Annotated in this window: 16 protein-coding genes; 13 read left to right on the top strand and 3 right to left on the bottom strand. The window is 43.8% G+C overall.

Annotation, left to right across the window (positions count from 1 at the left end; all coding sequences use genetic code 11):
- Nucleotides 1–456 precede the first annotated feature (456 nt).
- The 6 genes from betI to L2729_RS02685 all read left to right on the top strand — a co-directional run bounded on the left by betI (nt 457) and on the right by L2729_RS02685 (nt 7088).
- Nucleotides 457–1062 (top strand): transcriptional regulator BetI, encoded by a 606-nt coding sequence (betI, locus tag L2729_RS02710; protein ID WP_248986864.1) that lies wholly within the window; start codon nt 457–459, stop codon nt 1060–1062.
- Nucleotides 1053–2516 carry a betaine-aldehyde dehydrogenase gene (betB, locus tag L2729_RS02705; protein WP_248986863.1) on the top strand — a complete coding sequence of 488 codons (1464 nt, stop codon included), beginning with the start codon at nt 1053–1055 and terminating at the stop codon, nt 2514–2516. Before betI ends, betB begins: the two co-directional genes overlap by 10 nt.
- 9 nt (nt 2517–2525) lie before the next feature.
- On the top strand, nt 2526–4226 hold the full coding sequence (betA, locus tag L2729_RS02700; RefSeq protein ID WP_248986862.1) for a choline dehydrogenase: 1701 nt from the start codon (nt 2526–2528) through the stop codon (nt 4224–4226).
- Nucleotides 4227–4530: 304 nt separating this feature from the next.
- Nucleotides 4531–5748, top strand: coding sequence for a BCCT family transporter (locus L2729_RS02695; protein ID WP_248986861.1), 1218 nt, complete (start codon nt 4531–4533; stop codon nt 5746–5748).
- 18 nt (nt 5749–5766) lie between these two features.
- Nucleotides 5767–6471, top strand: coding sequence for a TorF family putative porin (locus tag L2729_RS02690; RefSeq protein ID WP_101090513.1), 705 nt, complete (start codon nt 5767–5769; stop codon nt 6469–6471).
- A gap of 128 nt (nt 6472–6599) precedes the next feature.
- Complete coding sequence (locus L2729_RS02685; RefSeq protein ID WP_101090514.1) at nt 6600–7088, top strand: MarR family winged helix-turn-helix transcriptional regulator; 489 nt, start codon at nt 6600–6602, stop codon at nt 7086–7088.
- Between the two features lie 183 nt (nt 7089–7271).
- Here the strand turns inward: L2729_RS02685 and L2729_RS02680 are convergent, their stop codons facing one another.
- Together L2729_RS02680 and L2729_RS02675 are read right to left on the bottom strand one after the other, a co-directional pair.
- On the bottom strand, nt 7272–7727 hold the full coding sequence (locus L2729_RS02680) for a GNAT family N-acetyltransferase (protein ID WP_248987000.1): 456 nt from the start codon (nt 7725–7727) through the stop codon (nt 7272–7274).
- 207 nt (nt 7728–7934) lie between these two features.
- The gene (locus L2729_RS02675; protein ID WP_248986860.1) at nt 7935–8297 is read right to left on the bottom strand and encodes a hypothetical protein; all 363 of its coding nucleotides are present in this window, start codon (nt 8295–8297) and stop codon (nt 7935–7937) included.
- Between the two features lie 1061 nt (nt 8298–9358).
- Between L2729_RS02675 and L2729_RS02670 the strand changes: the two genes are divergently transcribed.
- The 6 genes from L2729_RS02670 (at nt 9359) to L2729_RS02645 (ending at nt 13264) form a co-directional block, all read left to right on the top strand.
- The gene (locus L2729_RS02670; RefSeq protein WP_248986859.1) at nt 9359–10057 is read left to right on the top strand and encodes a 5'-methylthioadenosine/adenosylhomocysteine nucleosidase; all 699 of its coding nucleotides are present in this window, start codon (nt 9359–9361) and stop codon (nt 10055–10057) included.
- A 106-nt stretch (nt 10058–10163) separates the two neighbouring features.
- Nucleotides 10164–11090: a cobalamin biosynthesis protein CobD/CbiB gene (locus L2729_RS02665; protein WP_248986858.1), complete on the top strand. Its 927-nt coding sequence runs from the start codon at nt 10164–10166 to the stop codon at nt 11088–11090.
- Nucleotides 11091–11240: 150 nt separating this feature from the next.
- Complete coding sequence (locus tag L2729_RS02660; protein ID WP_248986999.1) at nt 11241–11618, top strand: DUF2721 domain-containing protein; 378 nt, start codon at nt 11241–11243, stop codon at nt 11616–11618.
- The gene (locus L2729_RS02655; protein ID WP_248986857.1) at nt 11615–12238 is read left to right on the top strand and encodes a trimeric intracellular cation channel family protein; all 624 of its coding nucleotides are present in this window, start codon (nt 11615–11617) and stop codon (nt 12236–12238) included. The genes L2729_RS02660 and L2729_RS02655 overlap by 4 nt, the downstream gene beginning before the upstream one ends.
- A complete protein-coding gene (locus L2729_RS02650) occupies nt 12238–12717 on the top strand; it encodes a nuclear transport factor 2 family protein (protein WP_248986856.1) in 480 nt (159 codons plus the stop codon). The genes L2729_RS02655 and L2729_RS02650 overlap by 1 nt, the downstream gene beginning before the upstream one ends.
- Before the next feature lie 157 nt (nt 12718–12874).
- The gene (locus L2729_RS02645; protein ID WP_248986855.1) at nt 12875–13264 is read left to right on the top strand and encodes a hypothetical protein; all 390 of its coding nucleotides are present in this window, start codon (nt 12875–12877) and stop codon (nt 13262–13264) included.
- A gap of 104 nt (nt 13265–13368) precedes the next feature.
- On the opposite strand, the gene tyrS is transcribed toward L2729_RS02645, so the two are convergent.
- Nucleotides 13369–14565 (bottom strand): tyrosine--tRNA ligase, encoded by a 1197-nt coding sequence (gene tyrS / locus L2729_RS02640; protein WP_248986854.1) that lies wholly within the window; start codon nt 14563–14565, stop codon nt 13369–13371.
- Nucleotides 14566–14691: 126 nt separating this feature from the next.
- Between tyrS and L2729_RS02635 the strand changes: the two genes are divergently transcribed.
- Entirely contained in the window at nt 14692–16113 is a 1422-nt protein-coding gene (locus tag L2729_RS02635; RefSeq protein WP_248986853.1) for a peptidoglycan DD-metalloendopeptidase family protein, read from the top strand.
- Nucleotides 16114–16198 lie beyond the last annotated feature (85 nt).

Raw genomic sequence — 16198 nt, 5'->3', positions numbered from 1 at the left:
TGTCATTTAAAGGCGTATAACACTTACCTAGCCAAAGTGAAAACAATGCCCCTTATATTCAAAGTATTGATACCACATTGAGTTCACTGCAAAAGTGCCGCAAGATTTATAGCGTACGGATATTAAGTAAAACAGATCACTTCGCTAACTTCAGTTCCCTGAACTTAAAATTAAAGATTACGGTTAAAACTAATTTTTGTACAAACTTTATTTACAGCAAATTTATACCTTTTGGATATTTATCGGCCACTCATTTTGTTCGTTATTAAACAAACACTTGCAGTAGAAAACTTTCAAGCATAATTCGTCAAAACAAATCTGTGATGCAAGTCTCAAACTTTAATAAAGGTTGATAGTTACAGCTCTAACCATTAGAGTTGTTATTAATTGAACGTTCAATTAACAATTGAACTAACAAAATGACTCACAATAATCGTCTTCAGGATCTTGTTTTTTATGCCGCGCCCACCAATGAAAACTGTTCGACAGCAACAGCTCATAGACGCCACATTGGTCTCTGTTGAGCATCATGGTTTGCACCATACCACCATCAATACCATCAGTGGCTTGGCAGGGTTATCATCAGGGCTTATTAGTCATTACTTCGGCGGTAAACAAGGTTTAATAGAAGCGACGCAAAAATATCTACTCGATCAGCTTAAACAAGCATTATTGAGTCGAACAGCAGGTAATCAACTGTCGCCGCTTGAAAGACTGCAGGCAATTGTAGAAACCAACTTTACCGAACTACAACGCTCACGACCGGTAACAAAAACCTGGTTGAGCTTTTGGTCACAAGCCATGCACGAGAAAGGGCTTGCCAGATTGCAACATATCAACAGCCAACGTTTATACAGCAACCTTTTGTTCTCTTTCAAAAAACTACTCCCCAAGGATGAGGCAATCACTGCAGCCAAACAAACCGCAGCAATGATTGATGGCTTTTGGTTACGTAGTGCAATGAGTCACTCACCAGAGAAAGAGTTCGAACAGGCCCAAATTTTATGTAAAGCCTTTATCGAGGCCGTTATCATGCAGTACGGAGCAAATCGATGTCATTAGTTGTTTACCCAAATTACGTCCACGGGCAGGCGCTCTCCAATGAAACGGGCGAGACCTTTGAAGTCATTAATCCAGCCAATGGAGAAGTGAGCTACTTAGTTGAAGTCGCCGATGAGAAGATCCAACAAGCTGCCATTAAAAGCGCACAAGCCGGTTTTAACACTTGGTCAAAGATGACCGCGATAGAGCGCAGTCGCATTTTGTTAAAAGCAGTTGCCCTGCTTCGAGAACGAAATGACGAGCTTGCTGCTATTGAGGTACAAGATACAGGTAAGCCTTGGCAAGAAGCCTCTGTTGTTGATGTTGTCACTGGGGCAGACTCTATTGAGTTTTTTGCCGGACTGGCACCCAGTATCGAAGGTAATCAACAAACGGTTGGTGATGATTTCTATTACACTCGCCGCGAGCCTCTCGGCATTTGCGCCGGTATTGGCGCATGGAACTACCCACTACAGATAGCTTGCTGGAAAGCGGCGCCAGCGTTAGCTTGCGGCAATGTGATGATCTTTAAGCCATCAGAAGAAACCCCACGTGGCGCACTGAAACTTGCCGAAATATTGACTGAAGCGGGCTTACCCGATGGCGTATTTAACGTCGTTCAGGGCGATGGCCGTGTCGGTGCTTGGCTAACGAATAATGACCAGATTGCTAAAGTCTCATTCACGGGTGAAGTCGGTACCGGTAAAAAAGTGATGGCTGCAGCGGCAAGCTCACTTAAACAGGTCACCATGGAGCTCGGTGGCAAATCACCGCTGATTATCTTCAATGACGCAGACATCGACAATGCGGCTTCTGCTGCCATGCTAGGTAACTTTTACACTCAAGGTGAAATCTGCACTAACGGCACTCGAGTATTTGTACAGCAAGATATCTACCCTCGCTTTATCGAAAAACTGTTGCAACGTACCAAAGACAACATTATTTGTGGCGACCCAATGGATCCTGAGACCAACTTTGGCGCGCTTATCTCAAAAGCCCATCAAGAAAAAGTGCTTGGCTATATTGAAATTGGTAAGAGTGAAGGTGCAGAACTACTCGCTGGCGGTCACGCATTAACGCCTGAGAACAGCCCTAACGGTTACTTTGTTGCTCCGACTATTTTTGGTCAGTGCACCGATGAAATGACATTGAGTAAAGAAGAGATCTTTGGCCCAGTGATGTCAGTGCTGCCTTTTACCGATGAAGATGAAGTGATTCGCCGCGCAAATGGCACTCGCTTAGGCTTAGCCGCTGGCGTATTTACCCAAGACATTACCCGCGCTCATCGTGTCATTCATCAAATGCAGGCCGGTATTTGCTGGATCAATGCTTATGGTGCATCCCCTGCAGAAATGCCTGTTGGCGGTTATAAGATGTCAGGTGTCGGCCGTGAAAATGGCAGTGAAACACTGAAAGCTTATACCCAAATCAAAGCCGTATACGTTGGTATGCAGCCTCTTGAAAGTCCATTTTAAGGCGCTGATATGACTCAAACTATGAACGAAACATACGACTATATTATCGTTGGTGCTGGCAGTGCAGGCTGCGTGCTAGCCAACCGTTTATCGGCCGACGCCAGTAACAAGGTGTTGTTGCTTGAAACCGGTGGCAGCGATAAGAGCATCTTTATCCAGATGCCAACGGCGCTGTCTATCCCGATGAATACCGCTAAATATGCGTGGCAGTTTGAAACGGAAGCTGAGCCACATCTTGATAATCGCCGTATGCATTGCCCACGCGGTAAAGTGTTGGGCGGTTCTTCATCAATCAACGGCATGGTTTATGTGCGCGGTCATGCACGTGATTTCGATGAATGGCAGCAAACAGGTGCTAAAGATTGGGATTACGCCCATTGCCTGCCCTACTTCAAAAAAGCGGAAAGCTGGTCTTTTGGCGAAGATGACTATCGCGGCGTTGATGGCCCATTAGCGGTTAATAACGGCAACAATATGAAAAACCCGCTATACCAAGCATTTGTGGATGCTGGTGTAGATGCTGGATATTTAGCCACCGCAGACTACAACGGCGCACAGCAAGAGGGCTTTGGCCCGATGCACATGACCATTAAGAATGGCGTGCGTTGGTCAACATCTAATGCTTATCTAAGACCTGCAATGAAGCGTAGCAACCTCACTGTTATCACTCATGCACTGGTACACAAAGTGTTGTTTGAGAGCAAAACAGGTGAAGCTAAAAAAGCGGTCGGTGTGCATTTTGAGCGCAAAGGCAAACATCTTGAAGTTAAAGCCAATAAAGAAGTGGTGTTATCAGCCGGTTCGATTGGCTCACCGCATATTCTGCAACTGTCTGGTGTTGGCGCCGCAAGTACGCTTGCTAAAGCGGGCATCGAGCAAGTACACGAGCTCCCAGGTGTCGGTGAAAACTTGCAAGACCATCTTGAATTCTATTTTCAATTTAAGTGTCTTAAACCAATATCGCTAAACGGCAAAATTGATCCATTAAACAAGCTGTTTATTGGTACGCGCTGGATCTTAAACAAGTCAGGCCTTGGCGCGACCAATCACTTTGAGTCTTGTGGCTTTATTCGCTCAAAAGCGGGACTTGAATGGCCAGATCTTCAGTATCACTTCTTGCCAGCAGCAATGCGTTATGACGGTAAAGAAGCCTTTGCGGGTCATGGTTTCCAAGTGCATATTGGCCATAATAAACCTAAGAGTCGCGGTAGCGTTAAAGTCGTATCAAGCGATGCTCATGTCGCGCCAAGCATCCAGTTTAACTATCTATCACATCAAGATGATATTGAAGGGTTCCGCGCTTGTGTACGCCTCACTCGCGAGATCATCAATCAACCTGCGTTAGATGAATATCGCGGCGAAGAGATCCAGCCAGGCACCGCAGTAGAAACAGATGAACAGATAGACAGCTTTGTAAGAAGCTCCGTTGAAAGTGCCTACCATCCATCATGCTCATGCAAAATGGGCGAAGATCCGATGGCAGTCGTAGACTCGCAAACGAGAGTGCACGGACTACAAAGCCTTAGAGTGGTTGATTCTTCAATATTTCCAACCATTCCAAACGGCAACTTAAACTCACCCACCATTATGTTAGCTGAACGCGCAGCCGATCTAATTTTGGGTAAAGCACCGCTTGCACCAAGTCGTGCAGCTGTTATTACCGCTAATGACTGGCAACAGCAACAGCGGAATAAAGCGCCAACAAGATAGCGCGTTTGATTTGCCTGTTTGTGCAACGGGCAAATCAAATGATGTCACCAACGACCTGAAGATGCGGCAATCTATATGCCGCATCTTCAGATAGTTGGGTATAAGGCAACTGACCAGCCTAAGCCAAGTAGGGCTAAATGGTCTTAATCGCCACGTTTAATTTATCAAACCTTAACTTTCGTTAAAGCGACAGTTAAGGCTTGAGGGATTTTTGCAGCCTAAATTTGTTGCAAATTGGCAAATATAAAATAAGAAAAGGATTTAAACCTATGTTTTATCTTAACAATAAGTTGGGAGCCCAATAATGACTACTTGGCTTACTATCGGGATATTATTTACTTTTGCCGCCATCGCCTTTGTCATTTATCGCTGGGGTAATGTGAAATGTGTTGGTGTTACACCAGTGCGTACCTTTACCTTCATCGCGATTTTGTTTACCTCTGGCTTAGATGTGGGACTGATCATGTTCCCACTGACCGAATTTGCCGGTTACGCTGATTTAGGTGCCAGTCCAGAATATGGCTTTACCAATCCATTGGCCATTGAGTTTGGCTTCTGGGCATTTCTAATCTGGGCATTTTACTTTTTAACTTGTTTCTATTTTTGCGTGATAGAACCAAGAGTGAAGTACTTTGAGATCCCTGTGATCAAGTTTATTAACAACATTGTGATTATTGGTACCTGTGCTTTTACCGCATACCTGTTATTAACCAACTTACCTTGGTATCTACCGGAAATGGGCGACGGCGAAACCATTGTCAGTAGCTTCTACCTCATCGTATTTGTGATTATTGCGGTCGCCGTGTACTCAAGTACCAGTATTCGTTATGTACGTATTCTTAGCTTAGCCAGTACTTGGTTATTTCTAGGTTTGATCGCACTAATGTGGGCAGGTGCTTTCATGTCGGACGGCAGCGGAATAGGTGAGTTTGTTACTACCTTCGCATTGATTGGCGACTACTTTGGCAATATTCATCACTTTGTACTGCCACTGAATGATTACCATGAATTTTATCTTTTCTGGTGGTTCGCTTGGAGCATCATGATTGGCCAGTTCACCTCACGCTTTGTTGGCGGTATGCGAACTTACCAAGTATTGATCGCGATGATGGTATTCCCGTCACTGCCAATCGCAGTGTGGTTTACCGTGTTGTATTACTACAGCGCCAATGAGATTGCCACCACAGGTTTCTATAACCTCGCCATGGTCTTTGTGGGCATCACTTTTGTAGTGAACTCACTCGACTCCTTGATCCGCCTTTACACCGACAACCTTAACCTAACCGTTGAGCGCTTTGGCAAGACCAAATACATCATAGGTAATGTTGTTCTAATGAGTAGCCTCACCTTGTTATTCCAACTGAATTTCTTAGAAATCCAGTGGGTTGGCGCCTTAGCTATTGGTCTGATATTGACGTGCTTCGGCTATATCATGACAACTAAATATAAGAAAGTTGCCGCGATTGAACATTCACCAACAGAAAACAAAATTGATTTTAGCAAAATTGAATTAGCTAACTAAAAATAAAAAAGGGAAATGATGAAAACTACAATTAAAAATCTTGCACTAGTAGGCCTATTAGCCTTGCCAACAACCGCATTTGCAGGCGTTAGTTCAACAATTAATGCAACATCTGATTACACCTTTAACGGTGTAAGCCAAACAGATAATGGCCCTGCTTTACAAGCAAGTCTTGATTACGCTGCTGATGCGGGTTGGTATGTAGGAACTTGGGCATCAAACGTTGATTACGGCTCAGGCGATGACACATGGTTAGAGCTAGATTTTTACGGCGGTATGTTCTATCAGCTAAGTGAAAGCGTATCTCTTGATGCAGGTATTGCTTACTATACTTACCACGGTGACTCTTTCTCAGACGAGTACCAGTATCCAGAGGTTTATACTAAGTTCGGTTATGGCTCTTCATTGGGTCAGTCAGAATTAAACTTCTGGTATACATGGGATTACTTTGGTGTTGATGTCGGTAGCTACGTAATGATGGCTGCGCACACATTTACTGTAGCGGAAGGTCATGACATTCGTGTTAGCTTCGATCGCACTACTTCTACGGATGAAAACAAGTGGGCATGGGATGGTGATGAGGCTTATAACCACTACCGTGCTGAATACATGACAAGCTGGAAAGGTTTCGACTTTAACCTAGCCGTAGAAGACACCAGCATGAACATCGATACCGCCGATACACGTGCTGTACTATCTGTCGCAAGAACCTTCGCGTTTTAATCTAGCCTAAGACTCGATATAACCTTGCACCATTGAATAAAAATGCGGTATAACGCTCCGTCGTTATTCCGCATTTTTATAAATTTTAGCTATATTGGCTATGCAGTTGGGTATCAGTAGGAAAGATTATGGAAAAATATGAACAGTTATTGATTTCACTGCGCCAAGTGATCCGTGCGATTGATATACATTCACGCCAATTAAATAAGCAGTCAGGTCTTACTGGACCGCAGCTAATGGTGATGCAAAATATTGAACAACTCGAGGCGCCACTGGCAAAAGAGATAGCAAAAGAAGTGTCTCTAAGCCCTGCCACGGTGACCACAATAGTTGATAGATTAGAAAGCCGTGAGTTAGTCATTAGAACCCGCAGCGAAACCGATAAGCGTAAAGTTCACTTATCATTAAGTGAGTCCGGAAAAACACTATTAAGTCGCTCGCCAAAACCACTGCAAGAACACTTTATTACTCGCTATCAAAACCTTGAACAGTGGGAACAAAGCCAACTGCTATCGTCAGTAGAGCGTATTGCCTCAATGATGAATGCTGATGAACTCGATGCAGCACCGGTACTATTGGTCGGGCAAATTCAAGCGGACGAAGTGCCAAAGAGTTAGATTAAGCCTGCGAACTTCCAGTACCGATAATATTGGCCAACATATAAGCGTAAAGTTGTTGTGCATCAAAGTCACCTGCTTAACTTAGCGCTTGCGTGACACCGCGTTGATCCGCTTGATTTTGATGTTGGCCCCATGTTCCACTTTCCGGTAGCTGCATAATTCTTTCCAGTGAATAAAGCACTACAATATTTTGGACATGAACAGACTGTAAGGGTCTTCTTTGTAATCGGCAAAGGGAGCACACTGCTCAAAACCAAACTGTGAATATAACTTTTGTGCAGGCTTAAAAGCTGCCATAGACCCCCTTTCAAGACTTAAGCGGGTATAGCCACGAAGACTCGCCTGGGCAATAACATGCGCTAATATTTGTTGCGCCACACCTTGCCTTAAAAATGCGGTAGATGTACGCATCGATTTTATCTCGCCATGCTGCTTATCAAGCTCTTTAAGCGCACCAACCCCTGCAAGTTGCTCACCCTGCCAGACACTCCAAAAAGTGACATTGTCAGTATCCAGTCCGCTAATATCGAGGGCATGAACACTCTCAACGGGAGAGTGCGATAACATATCTTGATGATGCTCCTGTAAAAGAGCCACTACTTGATCGCTATCTAGTTGTCCAACTTGGAGCTGCATTTGAGTCATTGGCGATATAGTCCTTTTAAGTGTGTAATGTAAGGTTTCTGGCGCTAACCTCGGTACCATTTACCTCTAACTCTAAATTGACTTTTTTATTGTGTACAACACTTAAAAAAATACTAACGATTTTTATAAGTTGAACATAGTAAACTCGTTTTTTGTACTCTTTGTCTGAAGCAAAGAATAATCCCATGCAACCTTGACCTACGGGAACAAAAGGCGAGTAGATTTTGCTATGGATAAATTGATTACATACTTTTCCAAAGCTAGTTCATGGATCTCACTTTGCCCAAAGCTATATTGTTTAGACCACTTTACATCAGTAGTACAGGTATATTCAGATCTTATGGGGTGCGAAATTAAGCTAGTGTTAAAACCAGAAATCTCCGTACTTAATAATTTACTTTCTTTAAGTTTACGAATTGCGTAACAACCAAGAAATACTGCTTTCTCTGTTTTAAATTCAAGTTCGATGTCCCATACAGTTGTACGATATAGGCTCTCTAAGAATTGTGCTGATTCTTTCAATTCATTTAGCCAATATTCTTTTGTATACGCTTCAATCAAGGCTAAACTCCTGTATACATAACGTCTTTTTCAATAGCAGCTCGATAACGATCTTCACAGCTCAATTAGTACTGCAAACCTATCACCACTAAGTCTTTGTTGTAAATAAAATAATCCCACACTCCTGCCAGATAAAGCTCTAATTATTGCAAAAAAAAGAGAGCTGGCTTGATTAAAAAGGTCTATGTATCACTTTTAACATTTTGCAGTAGAGTGCTATATGATTTTTAATAATTGTTAAAACCTAGAAAGCTCATTTTGCACAATCTTTAGCGCTAGAATTATCTAAATTTTGAGCAAATCAGTTATACCTGTATAGCCAACCAGTATTTGGTCAATAGTGAATTACCTTCAGGCTAAAGTGGTTCCAATTGCCTGCGGCAAGCATATGTGCAGACGCAACTGAGACTCGCCGCAAGCACTTCCTTGTGGGCTCAACGAAAACATCCTTGTTTTCGACGGCCTCAGCCGCATCTACACTGGGTTAGAAAAGCACAATCATTCGGCATTAGAGTTTTCAATTTAAAGACACTAGAACCAGTAACAAACTCAGAACTAACGAATACCACCTATTCCCCATCGGAGTTGCCGAAGTACGTTGAAGAAATAGCTGTAATGCCCACACGGATGTGGGCATAGCTTTCGCGGGACAGGATGTCCCATCGGAAGCGTTAAGCTATTTCGAATAAGTACGAGGAAGACAACTTCGTCGGGGCGGCAAGGGTGATCCAAGAGGGGATTGCTGTTGATCCCTTCTTGGCCGAGTGTGAGCTGGAAGCTCACGACCTTTATCGAACGAAGTTTGATTATATCAATCTTAGGTGTAGGCGAGGCGCCACGACTTTATCGGCCGCAAAACCGCAGTTTTAATCTCAATCAGATAAATTTGAGTTTATCTAAACCTTTGCCCGTTCCAATAACCCTCAACAAACTCGTATGCAGACATGTGCAAAGCGACACTTTGCACTATCTCTCATCTTACCCATATGGCTTTTTCACTAAAGCGAACTGGCATGGTATATTAGCGCCCATATTCATTCAGGCAGTTAAAAGGTCATTTCATGAAAATCGGTATTATTGGCGCTATGGAGCCAGAAGTTGCGCATCTCATTGAATCAATGCAAAACTCGACTTCTACCACTATTGCGGGTATCGAGTTTATCGCAGGTCAGTTAGCAGGCAAAGAGGTGATTGTTACTCGTTCTGGTATTGGGAAAGTGACAGCAAGTATTGCCACGACACTGCTTATCGAAAAGTATGCACCTGACGCGATAATTAACACTGGTTCAGCGGGCGGTTTCACTAACGACTTAGCCATTGGTGATATCGTAATTTCATCAGAAGTACGTCATCACGATGTTGATGTTACCGCTTTTGGTTATGAAATTGGCCAAATGGCGCAGCAACCAGCAGCGTTTATTCCTGATGCCGCGCTAGTCGCTGCAGCCCAAAAAGCAGTCGCAAGCCTTGGCGAAGTCAAAGCCATTGAAGGCCTTATCTGTACAGGTGATAGCTTTATTTGCGATCCCGTCCGCACAAAAACCATGTTGGAAAACTTCCCAACTATGGCAGCATGTGAAATGGAAGGTGCCGCAATTGCACAAGTGTGTCACCAGTTTGGCGTGCCATTTGTGGTTATCCGTTCGCTATCAGATAACGCGAATAATGATTCACCAGTGGATTTTGACGAGTATATTGTTAAAGCGGGCCATCATTCAGCATTAATGGTCATCGCACTGCTTAAGCAATTAACTAGCTAACGCGTTAGCCGATTTCTTTAAGGATATAACAGACACTATGGTTCCGGAGTTTACAAAATTCTTCTCGCAAGATAGTCAACTTTATATCGGTGCTATAGTGCTGTTAATGTCGATTCTTATCGCAAGAATGGCGCCCTTACCGCGACAGTTACAGCCACTAGTATGGTTAACTAATCTCGCCAAAAGCTTAAGCCTTAAAGTAAACCATACTCACCGAGCCGCATCACAGCAGTTTATTGCTGGCATGCTAGCAACACTGCTGTTGATCCTACCTTTTTGGTTCATCATTAGCTTTTTTGCTGAACTGGCCGAATTCCCATGGTTTTTTGAAGCCTTGATTATTTATGTTTGCTTGCAAGATGATCACTTCAGATATATTGCCAATGAAGTTTCCATGTCGATTCGGCGTGAGAATAAAGCCCGAGCCCGTACATTGCTATTGCCTTGGCTCAATCGCAGCACCCAATCTCTATCGAGCGTGGGGCTTAGTAAAATAACCATAGAGCGTCTTGCCACCACCCCCACTTATGGGATTGCAGCCACTGTGCTGTTTTACTGTATTGGCGGTGTACCACTACTGCTTGTGGCGAGAATGATAAAACAACTGGATAATGCTTGGCCGGTTTATAATCCTCAATATCGCTATTTTGGTATGCCAGTGTATGCACTCAGTGCCATCATTCAATTTATCCCTGCCAAACTCTGGAGCTTTACCCTTGCGATTCAAGGGGGGCCAAGAAGCTTAGCGACGCTGTTCAACCCTAGCATTAATGCGACTCCGATTATTGAGTATCAAACTCATGCTGTTATCGCCAGTGCGTTAAATATTGAGCTAGGAGGCCCGGCCAAATTCCCTGCGGGTAAAAATGCAGAAACTAAGGTCAGCATGCCAAAATTGAAATATGGGCCATTGCCAACAGACGAAGATATTCAACGCGCCCTCAAACTGAATTCTATTGCATTTGGTTTATGGACGGTGTCGATTATTTTGCTGCCCGTGATCTGGGGAACACTGAGAATATGGCAAGGTTAAGCATTGCGGTTACTTTGGTGAGTTATAATGACTTAAATAGACGCTAATTCACCCAGAATAATATCATCATCTTGTATAAATTATTGACGTAGGTATTATTATTGTTCTGGTCAATATCTTCATTAAAGGCTTATCAGTTTGTTAGATAACATTCATGTTTCACTCACCACGCCAGCATTGCTATTCCCTGCAATTTCTTTGCTGCTACTCGCCTATACCAACCGTTTTTTTGCGTTAGCTGCACTTATTCGTAACTTGAGTTCCAATGGCCAACCTATTCACGATAGCCAGCTCAAAAACTTACGTCGGCGAATAACCCTCATTAAGAGAATGCAGGAATCCGGAGTGTTGAGTTTTGCATTGTGCGTATTGTGCATGATTTTTATCTATATTGGTTTTAACAAAATTGGCTCTCTCATTTTTGGCTGCAGCTTGTTATTACTGCTTTATTCACTACTGCTTTCCGTCATCGAGATCCGTATCTCTGTTGATGCATTAAACATCCATCTAAAAGAGCTGGATAAATGATTGATTGGATCTATTTCTTTGATTTATGTGGTACCTCGGTTTTTGCGCTATCCGGCGCATTAGCGGCTGGTCGGCATAAGATGGATCCGTTTGGTGTTATTGTGCTCGCATCCGTTACCGCGATTGGTGGCGGGAGTATCCGCGATGCCATATTAGGCACTACACCTGCTTTTTGGATCCAAGATCCCAACTATATTATTGTCATATTAGCGACTGTGCTTCTCACCTTTATTTTTGTCCGTAAACCTAAAAGAGTCCCTCGGTATATTTTCCCGGTAGCGGATGCGTTCGGGCTGGTACTCTTTACCATTATTGGTGCAGAGAAAGCCTTAAGCCTAGAACTCGGTGGCATGATAGCCGTGGTCATGGGGCTAATAACGGGTGTCGGGGGCGGGATTATTCGCGACCTTCTTTGCCAACAAGTCCCTATGGTATTGCGAACCGAGATTTATGCGACCGCATCAATAATCGGTGGGATCTGTTATACCGTTAGTCTACATTTGGGAGCGCACGATATGTTTGCGTTGCTATTTGCGATGACGACCGCCTTGATCATTAGATTAGCCGCAATACGATGGCATCTGTCCTTACCTGCATTTGACTTAAAGACGCAACCATAATGAAATTACACTTGTTCAGTTTGATACTGGTTTTTTTCAGCCTACCTTGCTTGGCTAACAACGGCGACATGCCTAAAGAGCAACAGTTAGCAGTCAAGTATATCCAAGCCTTTACCAGCCAAGACTATGCCAAACTGACCTCATTTTATAGTCGTGATAGCGTCTTTAATGACAGAACCGCGAACCGTAAATATACTGGAAAACGCCATATATTACAGTTCTTAAAACGCGCCCATCGTGGCGTACTTGAATACAGTTTCAATGTTGAGCATATGTTTAACTCTGGCTCGCTGGTGGTACTGATAGGGAACTATCGTTACAAAGGGCCTGGTGAGCAGTTTGGTAAGCCAGGACGCATTATTGATATCGCCATTCCGGGCGTAACCACCTTAAGTCTCGACATGACCAACAACCGAATTAAAGAGCATCAAGATCTCATGGATTATCAAACCATGTCAGATCAATTATCAACACAATAAACATTAACGAACCTGAGCTCGAACTCGCCGCTCACAGGGCTTAACGGCATATCCGCTAAAACTGATTGGGCGTTAGATCGCATTTTAGTGTTTTTTAAGGAAACTTTTTCGATTTAGCCTGTCAAAACAATAGAGACATTTTTGCTGTTAGGTCGTTATGAATATCCGTCGTACCATTTTTGCTTTATCAGTCCTCTTTTGTGGCGCAGCTTCTGCCTATGAGCAACCCATTGTCGTATCTTATGCTGTGCAGCCCGTTAAGCATTTTAACCAACAGCTTAACCAAGCCCAAATCGATTCAGAGCAATGGGCTCAGGCGCCTGAGTCTATTTCAGCACAATACTCCGGAGATAACTTTTCGTTAGCCAGGGTTAAGAATTTTCAGGGAAAGGTGGTCACATATAACGTCAGTCAACAAAATGATAAGCATCCAAAAATGCTGTTGATTTTGTCTATGGAAAAACAGAAAGGCTTGTGGGTATTAGATGATGCCAAACTCACTTGGCAGTGTAAAAACGGCCTGCACTTTGGCACAGACCGCTGTTAAAATACTAAACCGCTAGTTTAGTATCGGTATAGCAACAGGTATAACGCGCTCAGCAAATGAATTCGCCAAGCACAATAAAGCTCCGCTTTAAAAAACAAAGTGCTTTATACCAAGGTGATTTTAGCGAACTTACGCTTACCCACTTGGAATACCCCTGTCGTGCCAGCCGTTAGCTGCATACGGGTATCTTCAATCTTGTTACCGTCTATCTTTGCTGCGCCTTGCTTTATCATACGCATCGCATCAGACGTTGAATTAACAAGACCCGCTTCTTTGAGTAAGTTAGCAATCGCTATCCCTTCACCAGCAGCAATCTCTAACTCTTCAATATCTTCAGGAATCGCGCCTTTTTGGAAGCGATTGATAAACTCTTGGTGCGCAGCATCAGCAGCAGCTTCGTCATGGAAGCGAGCAATGATCTCTTTCGCCAAAGCAATCTTAATATCACGCGGATTAGCGCCGGCTTCAACGTCAGTCTTAAACTGCTCAACTTCCGTTAGCGGACGGAACGACAGTAGTTCAAAGTAACGCCACATCAACTCATCAGAGATAGACATGATTTTACCGAACATCTCTCCAGCAGGCTCACTAACACCAATGTAGTTATGCGCCGACTTAGACATCTTCTTAACGCCATCAAGCCCTTCAAGCAGTGGCATCATGATAACCGTCTGTGGTTTTTGTCCCGCTGACTTTTGCAGTTCACGTCCCATCAATAGGTTGAACTTTTGATCTGTTCCGCCCAATTCAACATCAGCCTCAAGAGCAACTGAATCGTAACCCTGCAGCAGCGGGTACATGAACTCATGAATAGCGATTGACTGACCAGAACCGTAACGCTTTTTAAAGTCATCACGTTCCATCATACGGGCAACGGTTTGTTGCGACGCTAGACGGATCATACCTGCAGCGCCTAATGGCTCCAACCAGCTAGAGTTAAACTCAATACGGGTTTTGGCTGGGTCTAAAATCTTATAAACCTGTTGCTTATAAGTTTCGGCATTAGCCATTACTTGCTCACGTGTTAACGGAGGACGAGTACTGTTTTTGCCACTGGGATCGCCAACCATACCGGTGAAGTCACCAATCAAGAAAATCACTTCATGACCGAGTTCTTGGAAGGTACGCATTTTGTTCAAAATCACCGTATGACCCAGGTGAATATCGGGTGCGGTTGGATCGGCGCCTAATTTGATTCTCAGCGGACGACCTTCCTTTAATTTCTCCAGCAGATCCGCTTCAAGTAAAATTTCGTCGGTACCACGTTTAATTTCTGCTAATGCTTGCTCTAAATCAGCCATGTCGGCGGTTACTCCTGGGAGCCTAATCATAAAATCTGGGGACTAATGTTACTTGTTAGCCAGCACAAATGAAAGTGTGTACACTAAGGGGATCACTAAGAAAGCGCGAATTTGGTACCAGGGTCAATGGGAAAGGTCATAACTTTATTTAAATTACTGCCAAAATTACATCAAGTACTCTTATGTATCTTAGTTTTTGTCACAGTAATTATTGTCTTAATGCCATCTGAAGATGTTCAAGCATCTAAGCAAACAGTCTCATCAAACGGTGAATACGGCGTAAATACTCGCTATGAAGTGCCGCTGGCTTTTCGTGCCCCCACGCCGCCTGCTGGATCTGAAGCACATAACTTAGAAAATAGTTTAAAACATGCCGAGACTCGAAAACAGCCATTAGTGCAGCCATCGATACACAGACAAGCTGAAACCGCTAACCCCATGGCAGAGCAAGTCGACGTTGCGCCATTACTCAACGAGAAATACTTCCAAGTTAAAAGTGGTGACACACTAGCAGCGCTATTTAGCCGAGCAGGCCTGACGGCAAAAGATGTTTATGATGTCACCCAACTGCCAAAAGCAAAGAAGAACCTGCTTAAGATCATGCCCGGTGACGAATTAGTGATTGCCAAAAATGATGACGGCAAGCTGGTACAACTTCGCTATCATATCGACAAAATATCAACGTTAGTCGTTAACCGTGTCGGTAACGACTATAAAGAAAGCATCACCACAAAGACGGTAGAAACCCGCAATAAATTTGCCAACGCCACCATCGAGAGTAATTTCTGGAATGCGGGTGTTGTGGCAGGCTTAACCCCCAACCAAATCATGCAGCTCGCAACCATCTTTGGTTGGGATATTGATTTTGCATTAGATCTAAGAAAAAACGATCACTTCGCGATTCTTTTTGAAGAGGAGTATGCCGATGGAGAGTTCTTACGCAACGGCAATATTCTCGCCGCAGAATTTACCAATCAAGGTGACAGTTATACCGCGGTTAGGTATAAAGACGGTAGCTACTATTCTGCAGAAGGCCGCAGTATGCGTAAAGCGTTCTTGCGCTCCCCGGTTGACTTTAAATATGTCAGTTCAAGCTTTAATCCGCGCCGTTTACACCCCGTCACAGGTCGAGTGAAAGCGCACCGAGGTGTCGATTATGTCGCTGCGGTGGGAACACCGATTAAGGCCGCAGGTAAGGGCCGAGTGATAAAGTCGAGCTATAATCAATATAATGGTAATTACGTTTTTATTAAGCACAACGATACGTACACCACTAAGTACTTGCACCTTAAGAAGCGTAAAGTAAAAACTGGCGCTTCGGTTAAGCAAGGGCAAATTATCGGTACACTGGGCTCAACAGGCCGTGTCACTGGCGCTCATTTACATTATGAATTTATTGTTAATGGGGTTCATCGCAACCCGCGCACGGTGAAGCTACCTAAGTCAGAAGCTATCGCCAAGAAAGAAAGAAATCAATTTGCCATCGTCAGTAAAACGTTGATGACCGAGCTTGAACGTAATAAGCAGGTACAGATAGCATCGCATTAGGGGCTGTTGATCTTTCGAGCTTAGTTTTTGTTCGACTCTTTCCCGTAAAGAATAATGATTTTAGTACAGGGCTTGAGCGATGATT

The organism is Shewanella gelidimarina (assembly GCF_023283945.1).
GTDB classification, from domain to species: Bacteria; Pseudomonadota; Gammaproteobacteria; order Enterobacterales; family Shewanellaceae; genus Shewanella; species Shewanella gelidimarina.
The sequence above is the reverse complement of the archived record's forward strand: the minus strand, read 5'-3'. Positions and strand labels throughout refer to the sequence as shown.